Source organism: Streptomyces sp. NBC_00829, assembly GCF_045161795.1.
Lineage (GTDB): Bacteria > Actinomycetota > Actinomycetes > Streptomycetales > Streptomycetaceae > Streptomyces.
In genome coordinates this window covers 6,612,305-6,631,358 of sequence record NZ_CP108867.1, presented here as the reverse complement: position 1 = coordinate 6,631,358, position 19,054 = coordinate 6,612,305, and the positions used below count along the sequence as shown (strand labels likewise).

15 protein-coding genes are annotated in these 19,054 nt (G+C 67.5%); 4 read left to right on the top strand and 11 right to left on the bottom strand.

Annotation, left to right across the window (positions count from 1 at the left end; translation table 11 throughout):
- Nucleotides 1-6: 6 nt before the first annotated feature.
- The gene (locus tag OG293_RS29575; protein WP_406001833.1) at nucleotides 7-1,062 is read left to right on the top strand and encodes a hypothetical protein; all 1,056 of its coding nucleotides are present in this window, start codon (nucleotides 7-9) and stop codon (nucleotides 1,060-1,062) included.
- A 204-nt stretch (nucleotides 1,063-1,266) separates the two neighbouring features.
- Here the strand turns inward: OG293_RS29575 and prcA are convergent, their stop codons facing one another.
- The 5 genes from prcA to arc all read right to left on the bottom strand — a co-directional run bounded on the left by prcA (nucleotide 1,267) and on the right by arc (nucleotide 6,995).
- The gene (prcA, locus tag OG293_RS29570; protein WP_406001832.1) at nucleotides 1,267-2,031 is read right to left on the bottom strand and encodes a proteasome subunit alpha; all 765 of its coding nucleotides are present in this window, start codon (nucleotides 2,029-2,031) and stop codon (nucleotides 1,267-1,269) included.
- Between the two features lie 49 nt (nucleotides 2,032-2,080).
- On the bottom strand, nucleotides 2,081-2,926 hold the full coding sequence (gene prcB / locus OG293_RS29565) for a proteasome subunit beta (RefSeq protein ID WP_406001831.1): 846 nt from the start codon (nucleotides 2,924-2,926) through the stop codon (nucleotides 2,081-2,083).
- A gap of 174 nt (nucleotides 2,927-3,100) precedes the next feature.
- Nucleotides 3,101-3,319, bottom strand: coding sequence for a ubiquitin-like protein Pup (locus tag OG293_RS29560; protein ID WP_108147781.1), 219 nt, complete (start codon nucleotides 3,317-3,319; stop codon nucleotides 3,101-3,103).
- A 137-nt stretch (nucleotides 3,320-3,456) separates the two neighbouring features.
- Nucleotides 3,457-4,968, bottom strand: a complete 1,512-nt coding sequence (dop, locus tag OG293_RS29555; RefSeq protein ID WP_406001830.1) for a depupylase/deamidase Dop — start codon at nucleotides 4,966-4,968, stop codon at nucleotides 3,457-3,459.
- Nucleotides 4,969-5,228: 260 nt separating this feature from the next.
- Nucleotides 5,229-6,995: a proteasome ATPase gene (arc, locus tag OG293_RS29550; RefSeq protein WP_406001829.1), complete on the bottom strand. Its 1,767-nt coding sequence runs from the start codon at nucleotides 6,993-6,995 to the stop codon at nucleotides 5,229-5,231.
- A 253-nt stretch (nucleotides 6,996-7,248) separates the two neighbouring features.
- Here arc and OG293_RS29545 point away from each other — a divergent pair, with 253 nt between their 5' ends.
- Nucleotides 7,249-7,560 carry a ferredoxin gene (locus OG293_RS29545; protein ID WP_406001828.1) on the top strand — a complete coding sequence of 104 codons (312 nt, stop codon included), beginning with the start codon at nucleotides 7,249-7,251 and terminating at the stop codon, nucleotides 7,558-7,560.
- 4 nt (nucleotides 7,561-7,564) lie between these two features.
- Here the strand turns inward: OG293_RS29545 and OG293_RS29540 are convergent, their stop codons facing one another.
- The 3 genes from OG293_RS29540 to OG293_RS29530 all read right to left on the bottom strand — a co-directional run bounded on the left by OG293_RS29540 (nucleotide 7,565) and on the right by OG293_RS29530 (nucleotide 10,725).
- Nucleotides 7,565-8,140 carry a hypothetical protein gene (locus tag OG293_RS29540; RefSeq protein ID WP_406001827.1) on the bottom strand — a complete coding sequence of 192 codons (576 nt, stop codon included), beginning with the start codon at nucleotides 8,138-8,140 and terminating at the stop codon, nucleotides 7,565-7,567.
- A gap of 185 nt (nucleotides 8,141-8,325) precedes the next feature.
- Complete coding sequence (locus tag OG293_RS29535) at nucleotides 8,326-9,213, bottom strand: tRNA (adenine-N1)-methyltransferase (protein WP_326648753.1); 888 nt, start codon at nucleotides 9,211-9,213, stop codon at nucleotides 8,326-8,328.
- A gap of 258 nt (nucleotides 9,214-9,471) precedes the next feature.
- Nucleotides 9,472-10,725: a site-2 protease family protein gene (locus OG293_RS29530; RefSeq protein ID WP_406001826.1), complete on the bottom strand. Its 1,254-nt coding sequence runs from the start codon at nucleotides 10,723-10,725 to the stop codon at nucleotides 9,472-9,474.
- Between the two features lie 108 nt (nucleotides 10,726-10,833).
- Here OG293_RS29530 and OG293_RS29525 point away from each other — a divergent pair, with 108 nt between their 5' ends.
- Complete coding sequence (locus tag OG293_RS29525) at nucleotides 10,834-11,694, top strand: RecB family exonuclease (RefSeq protein ID WP_406001825.1); 861 nt, start codon at nucleotides 10,834-10,836, stop codon at nucleotides 11,692-11,694.
- 13 nt (nucleotides 11,695-11,707) lie between these two features.
- Entirely contained in the window at nucleotides 11,708-12,379 is a 672-nt protein-coding gene (locus tag OG293_RS29520; RefSeq protein ID WP_307664487.1) for a response regulator transcription factor, read from the top strand.
- A gap of 127 nt (nucleotides 12,380-12,506) precedes the next feature.
- Here OG293_RS29520 and OG293_RS29515 read toward each other — a convergent pair whose 3' ends face one another.
- From OG293_RS29515 to metH, 3 genes are all read right to left on the bottom strand, one after another.
- Nucleotides 12,507-14,102, bottom strand: a complete 1,596-nt coding sequence (locus tag OG293_RS29515; RefSeq protein ID WP_406001824.1) for an ABC transporter substrate-binding protein — start codon at nucleotides 14,100-14,102, stop codon at nucleotides 12,507-12,509.
- Between the two features lie 503 nt (nucleotides 14,103-14,605).
- Complete coding sequence (locus OG293_RS29510; protein ID WP_406001823.1) at nucleotides 14,606-15,307, bottom strand: HAD family hydrolase; 702 nt, start codon at nucleotides 15,305-15,307, stop codon at nucleotides 14,606-14,608.
- A 96-nt stretch (nucleotides 15,308-15,403) separates the two neighbouring features.
- Complete coding sequence (gene metH, locus OG293_RS29505; RefSeq protein WP_406001822.1) at nucleotides 15,404-18,916, bottom strand: methionine synthase; 3,513 nt, start codon at nucleotides 18,914-18,916, stop codon at nucleotides 15,404-15,406.
- Nucleotides 18,917-19,054: the final 138 nt, after the last annotated feature.

Sequence of the window (19,054 nt, the reverse complement as noted above, 5' to 3'; positions counted from 1 at the left end):
ACGATCATGATGAGTACGGCGGAGACCCCGATCGACGCGACACTGATCGGAACGGCCCCGGCGGCGGGCTCCGTGACACCCCTTCCCGGCGGACGGCTCTCGCTCAGAACGGACGAGGCGCTGGAGACCCACGACGCGGAGGTCTTCCTCTCCGGCACGCTCTCCCCCACCCGGAGTCTGCGCCTGCCGCCCTGCGCGACGGCGGCCCCGCTGGCAGGTGGCGGGGCCGTCGTGGCTGAGGGCACGAGGGTTCGCGTCCTGGGTCCGGAAGGCAACACACGCTGGGAGCTCGCGCACGCGCGCTGGCATGGGGGCCACCGCGACCCCCGCCCGCCCGGCAGACCCGCGGTGAGCCCCGACGGCCGCCTCGTCAGCGTCCTCGTGCCGACACTCGCCACCGACGAGCGCGCCCCCATACTGATCCACGACGGCCCGCCGCGGCATCGCTATGCCCGTGACACGCTCCTTCTGCTGGACACCGCGTCGGGCGAGATCCTGGCCCGCCGCCCGATCGGGGCGGTCTCCTCGGACGTGACACAGCGGTGGCATCCGGACGGCTCACTGCTTGCCCTGTCCTGCTGGACGGCCTGGTACAGCTGGTCGACCTGGTGGATCGAGCCCCGCCACGACGGCCTGCACATCCGCGGTGGCACCACGATGCGCGAGGTGATCGACTTCCTGCCCGGCGCCGGCCGGGTCCTCACCCTGCGGCGCGCCGAGGGAATCGCACACAACGACGACCGTGACGAACTCGCCTCGCACGATGTGGCCGCCGACGACCCGGCAGAGCTGTTCGATCTCAGCGAGCTGGCGGTCGACCGCGAGAACGACGAGTTCGCCGGCGCGTATCTGATCGACGCGGCGCACGTCCTGGTCACCGGACGGATCTATCTGCCGGGCCGCCCCGTCTCGGTCCGTCACTGGCTGTGCGACACGGCGACGCTGCGCCCGCTCGGCAGGCTGCGGTATCCGGTGGCGGTGGGCGGTGATGTGACCCCGCTCGGCGACGGAAGCTGGCTCACCCGCGACCGCGAGAGGCTGCACCACTGGACGCTGCCCTGAGAGCCAGACCCTGAGGCAGCGCGCGGGGCGAAGTGGCCGGGCCCGTGCCGGCGGGGCGGAGGACCGGCGGCAGGAGGACCGGTGGGCGGAGGACGGGCCGGAACAGCGGCGCCGAGGGCAGGGGCGGCCGAGCATACGGCTGGCCCCGGTCCGCACGGGCGGTCCGGGGCGCAGGCGCGTCAGCGGCCGGGGCTCGGGCAGCAACTACTTCCCGTCGTCCTCGGTCTCCTCCGTGTCCGACGGCGCATCCGTCGGGGTCGATGCGGCACCGTCCGCCTCCAGCAGCCGCGAGAGCTGCCGTCCGACGATGCGCTTGAACTTCCGCTGCTGCGGTCGCGTACGGTCCAGGACCGCGACCTCCAGCCGCTCCGCGGGGATCTCCCGCTCGCTGCCGTTGCTCTGGTTGGACAGGGCTTGGACGGCCAGCTTCAGCGCCTCCGCCAGCGACATCCCGTCGCGGTGGCGCTGGTCGAGGAAGGTGCTGATCTGTTCGGCGCTGCCGCCTACCGCGACCGAGCCGTGCTCGTCCACGATCGAGCCGTCGTGCGGCAGACGGTAGATCTGGTCGCCCTCGGGAGTCGCTCCGACCTCGGCGACGACCAGTTCCACCTCGTACGGCTTCTCGGCAGCGCTGGAGAAAATGGTGCCCAGCGTCTGGGCGTAGACGTTGGCGAGCCCACGCGCCGTCACATCGTCACGGTCATAGGTGTATCCGCGCAGATCGGCGTAGCGCACACCGCCGATGCGGAGGTTCTCGTACTCGTTGTACTTACCGGCGGCGGCGAAGCCGATCCGGTCGTAGATCTCGCTGAACTTGTGCAGCGCACGGGACGGGTTCTCGCCGACGAAGACGATGCCGTCGGCGTACTGCAGCACAACGAGGCTGCGACCGCGGGCGATGCCCTTGCGGGCGTATTCCGCCCGGTCGGCCATGGCCTGCTGGGGTGAGACATAGAACGGCGTCGACACCGGCTATCCGTCCCTTTCTGTCAGTGGCATTTCGGTTCCAGAGAGGGGGTCAGAGCAGCGCGGCGCGAGGGCCGTCGGGCTGCTCGAGCCGGCGCTCCAGGATCTGGCGGGCGATCTCCGAGGACTCCGCCTCGGTGAGCCTGCGGAAGCCCTCGTCGGTGATGACGGTGACGATCGGATAGATCCGCCGGGCCACATCGGGGCCGCCGGTCGCCGAGTCGTCGTCGGCCGCGTCGTACAGCGCCTGAATGACCAGGGTGGTCGCCTGCTGCTCCGTCAGATCGTCACGGTAGAGCTTCTTCATCGCCCCGCGGGCGAAGATCGAGCCGGAGCCGGTGGCCGCGTAGCCGTGCTCCTCGGAGCGGCCGCCGGTGACGTCGTACGAGAAGATCCGGCCCTTCTCGCGGTCGACGTCGTATCCCGCGAAGAGCGGGACGACGGCAAGGCCCTGCAGGGCCATGCCCAGGTTGCTGCGGATCATGGTGGAGAGCCGGTTCGCCTTGCCCTCCAGGGAGAGTTGGGCGCCTTCGACCTTTTCGAAGTGCTCCAGCTCGAGCTGGAAGAGCTTGACCATCTCCACCGCCAGGCCGGCGGTGCCGGCGATGCCCACGGCCGAGTACTCGTCGGCCGGGAAGACCTTCTCGATGTCGCGCTGAGCGATCATGTTTCCCATGGTCGCCCGGCGGTCACCGGCGAGCACCACACCGCCGGGGAACGTCGTCGCGACGATGGTCGTGCCGTGCGGTGCCTCGATGACGCCCTGCACGGGAGGCAGGACACGCTTTCCGGGAAGCATCTCCGGGGAGTGCTGGCCCAGGAAGTCCATGAACGAGGAAGAGCCGGGCGTCAGGAAGGCTGCCGGCAGACGCCCGGTGCTACGAGGGTTGGCTTCCACGCGATTCCTTCCGGATGGGCGGCGGCCCGCCATGTCGGGCGCGGGCCGATGTTTCGAAGAACTGTGCACGGACATTACCCGCGCCGTCGCCGGTCATCCGCCCCGGTACCACCGGCTTTCACCGACGGCCCGAGGACGGACAACAGGAGGTGCCCCCAACGAACTTGGGGGAGGTTACTCTCCGCCCTTTTGGACGAAGGAACGCACGAAGTCCTCGGCGTTCTCCTCGAGGACGTCGTCGATCTCGTCGAGTACGGAGTCGACGTCGTCCGACAGCTTTTCCTGGCGCTCCTTGAGGTCCTCGGAAGCCTGCGCCTCCTGTGCCTGCTCCTCGACCTCCTCAGTGGAACGCGTGGCCTTCTGCTGTCCGCCGCCGGTGTCCTTGGTCGCCATATCCCTCACCCCGCTCAGTTTGCCCTGACGTGAGTTCGTTCGGTCAAGATCAGACCCTACAAGCAGGGTCCGACATCGGCCCCGCACTTTCCTCAACGTCCGGGGACTACCTCGATGATTCCCGGACCTGAGCCATTTCAGCCGCCGGACAGGACCCGGACCAGGTCTTCCGCGGTCCGGCACCGGTCAAGGAGCTCCTTGACGTGATTACGCGTTCCGCGTAGCGGTTCCAGGGTTGGCACCCGCTGCAGCGAGTCACGCCCCGGCAGATCGAAAATCACGGAGTCCCAGGAGGCCGCGGCCACATCGTCCGCGTACTGCTCCAGGCAGCGTCCGCGGAAATATGCCCTGGTGTCCTCAGGCGGCTTCGTCCCGGCCCGTACGACGTCCCGCTCATCCAGGAGCCGTTTCATCTTGCCCCGGGCCGCCAGCCGGTTGTACAGGCCCTTCTCGGGGCGTACGTCGGCGTACTGGAGGTCCACCAGGTGCAGCCGGGCCGCGTCCCAGTTCAGGCCGTCCCGCCTGCGGTAGCCCTCCATGAGCTCCTTCTTGGCGATCCAGTCCAGCTCACCGGAGAGACTCATCGGGTCGTTCTCGAGCCGGTTGAGAGTGTCCTCCCAGCGGACCAGGACGTCCTTGGTCTGTTCGTCGGCGTCCGCCCCGAAGCGTTCCTCGACGTATTTGCGGGCGAGCTCGAAGTATTCCATCTGGAGCTGGACCGCGGTGAGTGTCCGGCCGCTGCGGAGCGTGACCAGGCGTTTGAGGCTCGGGTCGTGCGATACCTGGTGCAGGGTGCGCACCGGCTGCTCGACGGCCAGGTCGACGGCGATGAAACCGTCCTCGATCATGGACAGGACCAGGGCGGTGGTGCCCAGCTTGAGGTAGGTCGAGATCTCCGAGAGGTTCGCGTCGCCGATGATCACATGGAGCCTGCGGTACTTCTCGGCGTCCGAGTGGGGCTCGTCGCGGGTGTTGATGATGGGCCGCTTCAGCGTGGTCTCAAGCCCGACCTCGACCTCGAAATAGTCGGCCCGCTGGCTGATCTGGAACCCGTGTTCATGGCCGTCCTGGCCGATTCCGACCCGTCCCGCGCCGGTGACGACCTGGCGGGAGACGAAGAACGGCGTCAGATGGCGCACGATGTCCGAGAAGGCGGTCTCCCGCTTCATCAGGTAGTTCTCGTGCGTGCCGTAGGACGCGCCCTTGTTGTCGGTGTTGTTCTTGTACAGGTGGATGGGCTGGGCACCGGGGAGCTGGCCCGCGCGCTCGGCGGCCTCGGCCATGATCCGCTCGCCGGCCTTGTCCCACAGAACGGCGTCGCGCGGGTTGGTGACCTCTGGAGAGCTGTATTCCGGGTGCGCGTGGTCGACGTAGAGCCGGGCACCATTGGTGAGGATGACATTGGCGAGGCCGATGTCCTCGTCCGTGAGCTGGCTGGAGTCGGCGGCCTCGCGGGCGAGGTCGAAGCCGCGGGCGTCCCGCAGCGGATTCTCCTCCTCGAAGTCCCAGCGAGCGCGCCGCGCCCTGTGCATCGCCGCCGCGTAGGCGTTGACGATCTGGGACGAGGTGAGCATGGCATTGGCGTTCGGGTGCCCCGGGACGGAGATGCCGTACTCCGTCTCGATGCCCATTACTCGCCGTACGGTCATGCGGCCCTCCTTGCCCGGCGGCGCTCCCCTGCGGGAACGGCGCTCAAGTACCGCTCTGGCTCCGGTGCGTGTGCGGTGCCCGTCCCCGCACTGTGTGACTCCGCGGTACCGAAGAGCCTAGAACGCCTCTGCGCTGGTGGGGAGATCAATTTCGTCATTGCTGCGGTCTGGCCGGACCTGTCGGAAAAGCGTTCGGCTGCGGATGCCCGACCCCCCTCCCATGGGCGGGGAGCCCCAGCATCCGCAGCCGGTCTGCGTCCCTACAGGTACTGACCGGTGTTGGCCACCGTGTCGATGGAGCGTCCGGTGTCCGCGCCCTGCTTTCCGGTGACAAGGGTGCGGATGAACACGATCCGCTCGCCCTTCTTGCCGGAGATCCGAGCCCAGTCGTCCGGGTTGGTGGTGTTCGGCAGGTCCTCGTTCTCCTTGAACTCGTCCACGCATGCCTGGAGGAGATGGGAGACCCGAAGGCCCTTCTGGTTGTGGTCGAGGAAGGCCTTGATGGCCATCTTCTTGGCACGGTCGACAATGTTCTGGATCATCGCGCCGGAGTTGAAGTCCTTGAAGTACAGGACTTCCTTGTCGCCATTGGCGTACGTGACCTCAAGGAAGCGGTTCTCCTCGGTTTCCGCGTACATCTGCTCCACGACGGACTGGATCATCGCGTGGGCCGCCGCGTCCTTCGAGCCGCTGTGCTCGGACAGGTCGTCCGCGTGCAGCGGCAGCGAGGCCGTGAGGTACTTGGCGAAGATGTCCTTCGCGGCCTCCGCGTCCGGACGCTCGATCTTGATCTTCACATCGAGCCGGCCGGGGCGCAGGATCGCGGGGTCGATCATGTCCTCTCGGTTGGAGGCGCCGATGACGATGACGTTCTCCAGGCCCTCCACACCGTCGATCTCGGCCAGCAGCTGCGGGACGATGGTGTTCTCCACGTCCGAGCTGACGCCGGAACCACGGGTGCGGAAGAGGGATTCCATCTCGTCGAAGAAGACGATGACGGGGGTGCCCTCGCTCGCCTTCTCCCGGGCACGCTGGAAGACGAGGCGGATGTGCCGCTCGGTCTCACCGACGTACTTGTTGAGGAGCTCGGGGCCCTTGATGTTGAGGAAGTAGCTCTTCCCCGCGGGCTGGCCGGTCACCTCGGCGACCTTCTTGGCAAGGGAGTTGGCGACCGCCTTGGCGATCAGCGTCTTGCCGCATCCGGGCGGGCCGTAGAGCAGGATGCCCTTCGGCGGCCGCAGTTCGTGCTCCTTGAAGAGGTCCGGGTGGAGGTACGGAAGCTCGACTGCGTCGCGGATCATCTCGATCTGGCCGCCCAGACCGCCGATCTTGTCGTAGTCGACGTCCGGGACCTCTTCGAGGACGAGCTCTTCGACCTCGCTCTTGGGAACCACTTCGTAGACGTAGCCGGAGCGGGGCTCGAGCAGGAGGGCGTCGCCGGGGCGGATGGTGATGTCCAGCAGCGGCTCCGCGAGCCGCACCACCCGTTCCTCGTCGGTGTGCCCGACCACCAGGGCGCGCTCGCCGTCCTCGAGGATCTCCTTGAGGGTGACGATGTCCCCGGCGCGCTCGAACTCCATGGCCTCGACCACATTGAGTGCTTCGTTGAGCATGACTTCCTGGCCGCGCCGGAGCTCTTCGAGCTCGACGCTGGGGCTCACATTCACCCGGAGCTTGCGGCCCCCGGTGAAGATGTCACATGTGCCGTCCTCATTTGCCTGCAGGAAGACACCGAAGCCTGCCGGCGGCTGCGCGAGCCGGTCGACCTCCTCCTTGAGGGCCACGATCTGGTCGCGGGCCTCGCGGAGTGTGTTGGCGAGCCGCTCGTTCTGTGCGGACACGCCGGCCAGGTTTGTCTGCAGCTCGACGATCCGCTCTTCGAGAATCCTCGTATGACGCGGAGAGTCGGCGAGCTTGCGGCGCAGGACGGCGATTTCCTGCTCGAGATAGGCAACCTGGCCGGCGGGGTCTTCAGACCCCCGCCCCGGCCGGATGCCGCGGTTGATGTCGTCGTCGTGGGCTGCCACGGTCCTCACCTCCTCCAAGGGGAGCTGGACGCTTCCTGACCCTACCTGGGTGGGTGGTGATTGAAACCCCTAGATCACAAAGACGGTAGGGGCGTGTCCGATCTTCACCCTTGCGCTCTCCCTCACGCCAGGGGAATACCCACCCATCAACATCGGAAAGCGGGCGGAGGTATCGTCGAAGTGTTCAACACCCGTCAGGGCTGGCGCGACTTGCTTCACATTGCTACACCCGACGAAGGAAACGGCAGGAGATATGACCGTGCAGCACGACGTCCCCGAGGAAGCTGTCGCCGAGGCCCTCGAGGTCTGGATCGACCAGGACCTGTGCACCGGGGACGGCATCTGCGCGCAGTACGCCCCGGAGGTCTTCGAGCTGGACATCGACGGGCTCGCGTACGTGAAGGGCTCCGAGGACGAACTGCTCCAGAACCCGGGCGCCACAACGCCGGTGCCGCTGCCACTGCTGCGGGACGTCGTGGACTCCGCGAAGGAGTGCCCGGGCGACTGCATCCACGTTCGCCGGGTTTCGGACAGGGTCGAGGTCTACGGCCCCGACGCTGAGTGACGGATCACATACCGCGTGCTTCCGGCTGCGCGGTCCGTACGAACTTCCCGCCCCGCCACTGCCACTTGACCGTCTCCTGCTGGTCGGGGCAGCAGCTCGGCACCTCGGGCGAGGAGTAGCCGAGCAGGGTCGCGGTGATCACTCCGTCACGCAGGGCGAGGTCCTTCACGCTGAGCGTCTGGGCGGGCTCCACCAGCGTCGCCACGACACGGGGAGGCTCCCCTCGGCCCTGCGTCAGCACGTAGACGCCACTGGGCGGGGTGCCGGAGCCCGCGTCGCAGCGTGCCGCCGCCACGGTCTCCTGGGAGCCGTCCCCGTCGAGGTCGCCTGACACCTTCTTGGTCACCACGCTCTTCGCCCCGCCGCACTGGAGCGGCAGCTGGACCCCTGTCGGGTCGGGGGCGGGCGCCGGGGCGGTGACGGTACCGGTGTCCGGCGGGCCCGCCTGTGAGGCCGCCTGTGCCTTGGGCTGGAGCAGTCCGGCGGCGGCGACGACCGCGGCCATCGCCGTCGCCGTGGCCAGCCAGTGCACCGGGCGGGCGTGGGTGTGCGCGAGGTCCGGGACGACGGCGGTCTGCACGCGGGATGTCTCCTGTGAAGGCGGTGCCGGGTGAGGTGGCCTGCATCGTGCCATACGTCACAGCGCGCGCGGAACAGCGGGGTCCGAGTGTGTTCGTCAAGAACGGGTCAACGCGAATACGCCGCCGCGCAGTTCCCTGTGGTCCTGGGGAACTGCGCGGCGGCGTGCGTGCGTTGTACGGGACGTCAGCCCTTGTTGGGGCCTTCGTAGTCATCGCCGTACGCGCCCTTGGCGGGCCGGCGGCGGCGCATCGGGGGCTCCACACCGTCGGCGAGACGGCGGGCCGTGACAAGGAATCCGGTGTGGCCGATCATCCGGTGGTCCGGGCGGACGGCCAGGCCCTCGACGTGCCAGTTGCGGATCATCGATTCCCACGGCTGGGGCTCGGCGAAGCAGCCGATCTCGCGGATGGACTCGACGGTGCGCGCGAGCTGGGTGGTGGTCGCGACGTAGCAGCAGAGGATGCCGCCGGGCACGAGCGCCTTGGAGACGGCCTCCAGGCACTCCCAGGGAGCGAGCATGTCCAGGATGACGCGGTCGACGTCGGCGTCGGTCAGGTTGTCCTGGAGGTCGCCGACGGTGAGCTGCCAGGCGGGGTGCGGCCCGCCGAAGTAGCGCTCCACGTTCTGCTGGGCGATCTCGGCGAAGTCCTCGCGGCGCTCGTAGGAGTGCAGCATGCCGTGGTCGCCGATGGCCCGCAGCAGGAAGGCGCTGAGCGAGCCCGAGCCCACACCGGCCTCGACGACGCGGGCGCCGGCGAAGATGTCGGCGAAGGCCAGGATCTGCCCCGCGTCCTTGGGGTAGACCACGGCGGCGCCGCGGGGCATGGACAGGACGTAGTCGGGGAGCAGGGGGCGCAGCGCGAGGTAGGCGACGTTTCCCGTGGTTCGGACAACACTGCCCTCGGGAGCCCCGATCAGCTCGTCGTGGGGGAAGGAACCCTTGTGGGTGTGGAAATTCTTCCCGGCCTCGAGCGTGAACGTGTAGTGGCGTCCCTTGGGGTCGGTGAGCTGGACCTGGTCCCCGACCTTGAAGGGCCCGCGTCGGCGGGCGGCACCGGTCGGTTCGGACATGTGACCAGCCTACCGGGCCCGGTGGCCCACGCAGACCACCCGGATCGCGGACGCCGCCCGAGAGGCCGAGTGTGCGTACACGGCCCTATGGCCTCTCGTTTGGATCTTGCCCACTCGCGTGCCCCGGCACCGCGCCTCGCCGCGTTGTCGAAGGTCGGCAAGGCTGCCTCCGCCGCCTTGCGATCCACGGCACCGGCCCCCGCTCACCGATCGGGCCCGATCCAAACGACCGATCCGGCCCGATCCAAACGAAGAACCCTAGGACGACGCAGCGGGGCGGGCCATCGCCGCCACGAAGGCGCGTTCCACATCGGCCGTGGACAGCACTCCGTAGATCTCGCCCGACTCCTCCACCACCAGGTACTCCGTCGCCGGCGACGCCCTGAGCTTGTCCAGAAGCGCCTCACCCGCCAGTTCCGCGGGGACCTTCATGCCCTCGGTCAGTTCCTGGGCGAGGCCGCTGACGGCCACCCAGGGACGGCGGTGCTCCGGAACGCCGACGATGGCCGTTTCGCGGACCAGGGCAGTCGGTTCCCCGTGGCCGTCGACGACGACCAGGGCGCGCGCACCGGCCTCGTTCGCTCGGCGAAGGGCTTCGGAGAGCGGGGTGTCGGACTCGACGGGGACGGCACGCCGGGTGAGCGTGCGGGCCTCCAGCTCCGGGAGGTGTTCGCGCAGTCGCGCCATACGCAGGCTGTTGCCGGCGCCCGTCCAGATGATCGCGGCCAGGATCGCGGCGAGCAGGGCGTCGGTGACCGTCTCCAGGCCGCCGATGTCCTCGGTGGCGTTGCCGAGCGCTCCGGTGTGGGTGAGCAGGGGGAGCCCGATAAGGACGGCGACGGCGAGCGCCCGGCCGACCCAGGCGGCGGCCACGGTGCCCGCCATCGGCCTGCCGGTGATCTTCCACACCACCGCCCGCAGCATCCGGCCGCCGTCCAGCGGCAGACCGGGAAGCAGGTTGAACGCGGCGACGATCAGGTTGGAGATCATCAGCCCGGCGAGCAGCACACCCGGGACGGTGCCCGGCTCGACGGCCTGCATGCCCAGCCAGAAAAGGCCGGACAGGACGAGCGAGAGCAGCGGTCCGACGAAGGCGAGGACGAATTCACGGCCCGGGGTCTCGGACTCCTTCTCGATCTCGGAGACGCCTCCGAAGAACTGGAGCTGGATGCGGCGCACCGGCAGTTTGAAGCGCAGTGCCGCGACGGTGTGGGCCAGTTCGTGGACGAGTACGGAGGCGTAGAAGGCGACCGCGAAGAAGAGCGAGACCAGGTAGCGCGCGCCGCCGAGTTCGGGGAGCACGCGGTCGAGCTGACCGCCGAAGACCCAGGTGATGAGGGCTGCGACGATGAACCAGCTGGGGGCGACATAGACCGGCACACCGAAGGGACGGCCCATGAGGATGCCACCGCCCGGGCCGTCGGAGCGCCGCGGTTTGCCGCCGCCGGGGTTCGTTCCCCCGGCCCCGGACCGCGCCCGTTCGCGCTCACCGCTTGTGTCGTCCTCTTTCACGGGTTCCCTTCGTTGCGAATGCTTCGCTCGCTCGATCATGCAGTGCGCGAGGGTCTGACGTCGATGGTATTCCGCTCGCTGTCAGTGGCGGGCCGTAGGGTCTGCGTCATGAGTACGAGTCAGCAGCCCACATCGCTGTCGCCGTCGCGCGCGAGCGACTTCATGCAGTGTCCTCTGCTGTACCGGTTCCGGGTGATCGACAAACTGCCCGAGAAGCCCAGCGAGGCGGCTACCCGCGGCACGCTGGTGCATGCGGTGCTGGAGCGGCTCTTCGACGCCCCGGCGGCGGAGCGGACGCCTCCGCGTGCCAAGGCGCTGATCCCGGGCCAGTGGGACCGGCTGCTGGAGACGAAGCCGGAGCTGAGCGAGCTGTTCGCCGAGGACGAGGGGGGCGGGCGGCTGACGCGCTGGCTGGGCGAGGCCGAGCAACTGGTGGAGCGGTGGTTCTCGCTGGAGGACCCGACCCGTCTGGAGCCGGCCGAGCGCGAGATGTTCGTGGAGACGGAGCTGGAGTCGGGTCTGCGGCTGCGGGGCGTCATCGACCGGGTGGATGTGGCGCCCACCGGCGAGGTCCGGATCGTCGACTACAAGACGGGCAAGGCCCCGCGCCCGGAGTACAGCGAGGGCGCGCTGTTCCAGATGAAGTTCTACGCGCTTGTGATCTGGCGTTTGAAGAACGTGGTGCCGCGCCGGCTTCAGCTCGTCTATCTGGGCAGCGGCGAGGTGCTGACATACGACCCGACCACCGAGGACCTGGAGCGTATGGAGCGCAAGCTGCTCGCGCTGTGGGACGCGATCAGCACGGCGACGGAGACGGGTGACTGGCGTCCGCGGCCGACGAAGCTGTGCGGCTGGTGCGACCACCAGGCGGTCTGTCCGGAATTCGGCGGCACTCCCCCGGTTTATCCGCTGAGCGTCTCCCCGGCCGAATCGGCAGAGGATGGTCAGGGCAGAATGGACCCGGTCTAAAGAAGGAGTACCCGTGGCTATCCGCGTCCTACTGGTCGACGACCAGCCGCTGCTGCGTACCGGCTTCCGGATGATCCTGGAGGCGGAGCAGGACCTCGCGGTGGTCGGCGAGGCCGGGGACGGCCTCCAGGCCCTCGACCAGGTGCGGGCGCTGCAGCCCGACGTGGTGCTGATGGACATCCGGATGCCCCGGATGGACGGTGTCGAAGCAACCCGTCAGATCACCGGCCCGGGGCGCGACGGTCCGGCGAAGGTGCTGGTGCTGACCACTTTCGACCTCGACGAGTACGTGGTCGAGGCGCTGCGGGCGGGCGCGAGCGGTTTCCTGCTGAAGGACGCGCCGGCCAATGAGCTCGTCCAGGCGATCAGGGTGGTCGCGGCGGGCGAGGCGATGCTGGCGCCGAGCATCACCCGCAGGCTCCTCGACAAGTACGCGGACCATCTGCCGTCCGGCGAGGAGCCGGTCCCGGACACGCTGCACACGCTCACCGACCGCGAGGTCGAGGTGCTCAAGCTGGTCGCGCGCGGCCTGTCCAATGCCGAGATCGCGGCGGATCTGTTCGTCAGCGAGACCACCGTCAAGACGCATGTGGGCCATGTCCTGACGAAGCTGGGCCTGCGCGACCGGGTGCAGGCCGCGGTGTACGCGTACGAGAGCGGTCTGGTGCGCCCGGGCGCGCAGTAGCACCGCACCCCTCACCGTGCCCCGCGGGACCTCGCAAAGCGGCATCCGGCACGAAACACAGCGTCACAACGAGCGGCGGCGGCGGGCAGATGCCCGCCGCCGCTGTTTCATCCGGATGCCGCGGAGGTCACGCGGTGCCGCGGCTCACCTCCCACAGCATGAGCTCCGAGCTGGAGTTCAGCATCCGCTCGACACCACTCACGTCGTTGCGGGAGGCGATGTACTGCTTGCCCTGCCACAGCGGCAGCACCGGGACGTCCGCGGCGATGATGTTCTGGATCTGTGTGAACGCGTCGGACGCGGACGTCCGGTCGGCCGCACGGCGGGACTCGGGTATGAGCCGCCGGATGTCGGCGTTCACATACGGAGTGTTGAGGAAGTTGTCCTTGTCCAGGAACGGGGCGATGTAGTTGTCCGGGTCCGGGAAGTCGGGGAACCAGCCGAGGCCGTACACGGCGTATTCACCGCGCTTTTGAGCGGGTGAGAACTTCGACCACTCGGTGCCCTCGATGCTGACGTCGAAGAGCTTGCTCTGGTTCAGCTGCGCCTTGAGATTCGCGAACTCCTTGGCGGTACCGGGGCCGTAGTGGTCGGTCGTGTAGTGAAGCTTCAGCTTCACGGGGGTGGTGATGTTGGCGTTGGCCAGGAGTACCGCGGCCTTCTTGCGGTTCGGATCGCCGTACTTGTTGAAGAAGGAGTTGGTGTGAGCCGCGATGCTCGTCGGGATGAGCGAGTACAGCGGCTCAGCGGTGGAGCCGTACACCTGGCCCGCGATACGGCCCCGGTCGACGACCGCGGCCATGGCCTGGCGGACGGCCTTGTCCTTCACCGACGGGTCGTTGGTGTTGAAGCCCAGGTAGCGGATCTCCAGGCCGGGCATCTCGGTGAGCCTGATGCCTTCCTTGGGCGCCTCGGTGAGGTTCCTGATCTGCTCGGGGGACATCGCCCGGCTCATGATGTCGATGTCGCCGGAGTCGAGCGCCTCGCCCATGGACTCGGCGTCCGGGAAGGTCCGCAGCTCGACCCGGTCGTTGCGCAGCTTGAGGTCGCCCTTGTAGGCGTCGTTCTTGGTGAAGACGATCTTGCTGACCCGACCGTCCTTGACCTCGGGCTTCATGGTGTACGGACCGGAGCCGTCGACCTGGAAGCCACTGCGAAGCTTGTTGCCCTCGTAGTTCTTCTTGCTGACGATCGCGGCGGCAGGCGTGGTGAGCTTGTACGGGAACGTGGCGTCCGGCGTGGCGAGGTGGAAGACCACTTCGTCGCCGTTGGCCTCCATCTTGTCGATGTTCGTGAGAAGACCGGAGACGCCGTTGTCGTCGTGGATGTCGAGCACGCGCTGGACGGAGAACTTCACGTCCTCGGCGGTGATGGGGGTGCCGTCGGAGAACTTCAGGCCGCTCCGCAGCTTGCAGCGGTAGCTCTCGCTCACCTTGTCCGTGAAGCCGCAGGACTCGGCGGCCTCGGGCACGGGCGTGCCGCCACTGGCAGGGGTGCGCATCAGCGTCTGGAGGGTCTGCCGCAGTACGTTCCAGCTGGCGGTGTCGTAGGTGTAGGCCGGGTCGAGGGGAGCCTTCGTCTCCTCGGTGGCGACGAACTTGTCCGTGGTGCCCACGACGATGGCATCACCTCCGCCGGACCCGCCGTCCGTCCCGCCGCATGCGACGAGCACGGGCGCGAGCAGGCCGACCACGGCCGGCAGCACCAAAGTCTTACGGTTCATCCTGGACGTTCTCCTCATCCGGCACTGGGATACAGCGAGGCCTTCGGGATACTCCGCAACCGCCGCCCGGTCGGAGCGGAGCGATCGGGCCGGGGAAGCAGAGCGATCGGCACTGTGTTCCCAATGGCTGAGGGGCCTCCGAGACACATCGATGACGCGACGAAGTACTCGCGATGAGATTAGTGGGCAGCGCCAGTAAAGCGTGAACGGGCCCGAGTTGAGCCGTATTCGCTCAGTGATCAGTTACGCCGGAGAGTAGATGGCCAGGCCATGGATGTTTCGTGCACCCCTCCATCAATGCGGACAGATCGGCGCGTCATACACCTCCAAGATGGGGTGGTGAGCGGTTCGCGCCATCACCGCCAGAGGTACGCAGGGTGACGAACATCACTCCATGGATGCCGAATGACTGGAACCTTATAAGCGCGGATCCGGTCACGGAAAAGGCACGTTCGGCTGCCCAGAGTTTCCAGTGCATTTGAGGCGCACGGAAAGTACACGCATCAGTTCATTGCAGTGATGAGCGTGCGCAGAAAACCGAGATCCACTTCTTCGAGCGACCGTACGACGACACGCCCGTCGGCCGGGGCGATCGGCGCCACGGACGGGACGGCCACCACCCGGCAGCCCGCGGCCTCGGCCGAGGCGACACCGGTCGCCGTGTCCTCGATGACGGCGCATCTCGCCGGCTCGGCTCCCAGGCCCCGCGCGGCCAGCAGATACGGATCGGGGTGCGGCTTGGTGCGGGCCACCTCGTCGCCCGCGACCGAGAGGGCGAAGTACTGAGGGCCGAGCGAGGACATCACCCGGTCGATGATCCGCCGGTGGGAGGCGGAGACCAGTGCGGTGGGCACATTGTGGCGGGCCAGCTCGGCGAGCAGCCTGGCGGCGCCCGGCATCAGGGGGACTCCGCGTCCGATGCGGGCCTCGAACCGCTCATTGAGCAGCACGGTCAGCTCGGCGAGCGTGATGTCCGCGCCGGTCGCCTCGATGAGATAGCCGGCGCTGCGCGTCATGGGGCCGCCGACCACCACGTCGCGCCATGACTCGCGCAGCTTATGGCCGAGGTCCGCGAACACCTCCACCTCGGCGTCCCACCAGAAGCCTTCGGTGTCCACGAGGGTGCCGTCCATGTCGAGAAAAACGGCCTGAAGGGCTGACCCTTCGGCCGAACGGGTCAAGGACGCGGGGACCGTACTGGTCATCCGGCACACCTCCACTAGGGACGACAAGGCCGGCCGCCTTCCCAGGTGGGGAGGCAACCGGCCTGCACTGGACCGACAAGTGTACGACTTGACCGACTAGCGTGCGTTGAAGTACTTCGCTTCGGGGTGGTGGATGACGATGGCGTCGGTGGACTGTTCGGGGTGGAGCTGGAACTCCTCGGAGAGCTGGACGCCGATCCGCTCGGGTTCCAGGAGGGTGGCGATCTTCGCGCGGTCCTCCAGGTCGGGGCAGGCGCCGTAGCCGAGCGAGAACCGTGCGCCCCGGTACTTCAGGGCGAACATGTCCTCGACGTCGGCCGGGTCCTCGCCCGCGAAGCCGAGCTCGGCACGGACCCGGGCGTGCCAGTACTCCGCCAGCGCCTCCGCCAACTGCACCGACAGACCGTGCAGTTCGAGATAGTCGCGGTACGAGTCCGACTCGAAGAGTTCCGCCGTGGCTTCGCCGATCTTCGAGCCGACGGTCACCACCTGGAGCCCGACGACGTCCCGCTCGCCGGACTCCTCGGGGCGGAAGAAGTCGGCGAGGCAGAGGCGGCGGCCACGGCGTTGGCGGGGGAAGGAGAAACGGGTGCGTTCGGAGCCGTCCTCGTTGAGCAGGATCAGGTCGTCGCCCTTGGACACACACGGGAAGTAGCCGTAGACCACGGCCGCCTCCAGCAGACCACGGGTGTGCAGCTGGTCCAGCCAGCCCCGCAGCCGCGGCCGGCCCTCCGACTCCACCAGCTCCTCATAGGACGGACCGTCACCGGCCCTGGCCTGCTTCAGCCCCCACTGCCCCTTGAACAGCGCACCCTCATCCAGCCAGGACGCATACTCCTTCAGCTGAATCCCCTTGATCACCCGGGTACCCCAGAACGGCGGCCGGGGCACCCGGTTGTCGACCACCACATCCGACCGCACCGCGCCCTCCTCAGGACGCTCCTCGACCACCGTGCCCGCAGCCGCACGGACCCGCCGCTGCCGAAGCTCGGGCAGCACAGCACCCGGAACCCCCCGCTTGACCGCGATCAGAGCATCCATCAGACGCAGTCCCTCGAACGCATCCCGGGCGTAGCGGACTTCGCCCTCGTAGATCTCGTGGAGATCCTGTTCCACATAGGCCCGGGTCAGCGCCGCCCCGCCGAGGATGACCGGATAGTCCGCGGCCATCTTGCGCTGGTTCAGCTCCTGAAGGTTCTCCTTCATGATCACAGTGGACTTCACCAGCAGCCCCGACATACCGATCACATCGGCCCGGTGCTCCTGCGCCGCCTCCAAGATCGCCGAAACCGGCTGCTTGATCCCCAGATTCACCACGTTGTAACCGTTGTTGGACAAGATGATGTCGACCAGGTTCTTGCCGATATCGTGCACATCACCCCGGACCGTGGCCAGCACGATCGTGCCCTTGCCCTCCGCGTCCGACTTCTCCATATACGGCTCCAGGAAAGCCACCGCGTTCTTCATCACCTCGGCCGACTGCAGCACAAACGGCAACTGCATCTGCCCCGACCCGAACAGCTCACCGACGACCTTCATACCGTCGAGCAGCGTCTCGTTGACAATCTCCAGCGCGGGCCGGACCCGCAGAGCCTCCTCCAGATCCTGGTCAAGGCCGTTCTTCTCACCGTCGATGATCCGCCGCTTGAGACGCTCATCCAGCGGCAGAGCAAGAAGCTCCTCGGCCTTGCCCGCCTTCATCGACTGCATATTGACACCCTCGAAAAGCTCCATGAGCCTCTGCAACGGGTCATAACCCTCCGCGCGCCGGTCATAGATCAGATCCAGAGCGACCCTGACCTGCTCCTCCTCCAGCCGCGCAATCGGCACGATCTTCGACGCATGCACGATCGCCGAGTCCAACCCCGCCTTCACACACTCATCCAGGAACACCGAGTTCAGGACCACCCGCGCCGCCGGATTAAGACCGAAGGAGATGTTCGACAGACCCAGCGTCGTCTGCACCGCCGGATGCCGCCGCTTCAGCTCACGAATCGCCCCGATCGTGGCCACACCATCCCCACGGGACTCCTCCTGACCCGTGCAGATCGTGAACGTCAGCGTGTCGATCAGGATGTCGGACTCCAGCACACCCCACCGGCCCGTCAGATCACCGATGATCCGCTCCGCGACAGCCACCTTGCTCTCAACCGTCCGGGCCTGCCCCTCCTCATCGATCGTCAACGCGATCAACGCCGCACCATGCTCAACCGCCAGCCCAGCCACCCTCGCAAACCGCGACTGCGGCCCGTCCCCATCCTCATAATTCACCGAATTGACGACCGCACGGCCACCGAGCTTCTCCAGACCCGCCCGCAGAACCTCCACCTCGGTCGAGTCCAGAACAATCGGCAGCGTCGAAGCAGTCGCGAAACGGCCCGCCAACTCCTCCATATCCGCCACACCGTCCCGGCCCACATAATCCACACACAGGTCGAGCATGTGCGCACCCTCACGGATCTGCTCCCGCGCCAGCTCCACACAGTCGTCCCAGCGGCCCTCCAGCATCGCCTCCCGGAACTTCTTCGACCCGTTCGCGTTCGTCCGCTCACCAATGGCCATAAACGAGGTGTCCTGCCGGAACGGCACCGTCTGATACAGCGAAGCCGCACCCGGCTCCGGACGCGGCTCCCGCCCACCAGGAACCACACCACCCACCCGCTCCACCACCTGCCGCAGATGCTCCGGCGTCGTACCACAACACCCACCCACCAACGACAGCCCGTACTCACGCACAAACGTCTCCTGCGCATCAGCAAGCTCACCCGCCGACAACGGGTAATGCGCACCATCACGGCCCAGCACCGGCAGACCCGCATTAGGCATACACGACAACGGAACACGCGCATGACGGGCCAGATACCGCAGATGCTCACTCATCTCAGCCGGACCCGTCGCACAGTTGAGACCGATCATGTCGATACCCAACGGCTCCAACGCAGTCAAAGCCGCACCGATCTCCGAACCCAGCAGCATCGTCCCCGTCGTCTCCACCGTCACCGAACAGATCACCGGCAGACACACACCCACGGCCTCCATCGCACGACGAGCACCCAGAACAGCCGCCTTCGTCTGCAACAGATCCTGCGTCGTCTCCACCAGCAGAGCATCCGCACCACCCGCGATCATGCCCTCCGCGTTCTGCTGATACGCATCCCGCAACGTGACATACGGCGCATGCCCCAGCGTCGGCAGCTTCGTACCAGGACCCATCGACCCCAGCACCCACCGCTGCCGCCCCGTCGACACCGAGAACTCGTCCGCCACCTCCCGCGCGATCCGCGCCCCCGCCTCCGACAACTCGAACACCCGCTCGGGAATGTCGTACTCCGCCAACGCCGCAAAGTTCGTACCGAACGTGTTCGTCTCCACACAGTCCACACCGACCTCGAAATAGGCCGAATGAACCGAACGCACAATATCCGGCCGCGTCACATTCAAGATCTCGTTACAGCCCTCAAGATTCTCAAAATCCTCAAGCGTCGGATCCTGAGCCTGCAACATCGTGCCCATCGCACCATCAGCCACCACCACCCGCGTGGCCAGCGCCTCACGGAGAGCGTCGATTCGGGTCCGGCTGTCAGCGGAGGGGGTCGGCAACGCGGCCATGGATGTGCTCCCTGGGATGCGACGGCTGTCGGCTTTGCGTCTTCGGATGGAAGGCGCACGGAGTCAGCGTAGCCGGGAGGACCGCAAAGGGCGTGGCCGTCCCACGGGACGGGACGGCATCATGTCGAGAACGTCCCC

Coding starts and splice junctions, on each gene's coding strand:
- OG293_RS29575 (WP_406001833.1), top strand. CDS start 7: ATGATGAGTACGGCGGAGACCCCGATCGACGCGACACTGATCGGAACG.
- OG293_RS29560 (WP_108147781.1), bottom strand. CDS start 3,319: ATGGCGACCAAGGACACCGGCGGCGGACAGCAGAAGGCCACGCGTTCC.
- dop (WP_406001830.1), bottom strand. CDS start 4,968: ATGACCGTACGGCGAGTAATGGGCATCGAGACGGAGTACGGCATCTCC.
- OG293_RS29545 (WP_406001828.1), top strand. CDS start 7,249: ATGACCGTGCAGCACGACGTCCCCGAGGAAGCTGTCGCCGAGGCCCTC.
- OG293_RS29535 (WP_326648753.1), bottom strand. CDS start 9,213: ATGTCCGAACCGACCGGTGCCGCCCGCCGACGCGGGCCCTTCAAGGTC.
- OG293_RS29525 (WP_406001825.1), top strand. CDS start 10,834: ATGAGTACGAGTCAGCAGCCCACATCGCTGTCGCCGTCGCGCGCGAGC.
- OG293_RS29515 (WP_406001824.1), bottom strand. CDS start 14,102: ATGAACCGTAAGACTTTGGTGCTGCCGGCCGTGGTCGGCCTGCTCGCG.
- OG293_RS29510 (WP_406001823.1), bottom strand. CDS start 15,307: ATGACCAGTACGGTCCCCGCGTCCTTGACCCGTTCGGCCGAAGGGTCA.
- metH (WP_406001822.1), bottom strand. CDS start 18,916: ATGGCCGCGTTGCCGACCCCCTCCGCTGACAGCCGGACCCGAATCGAC.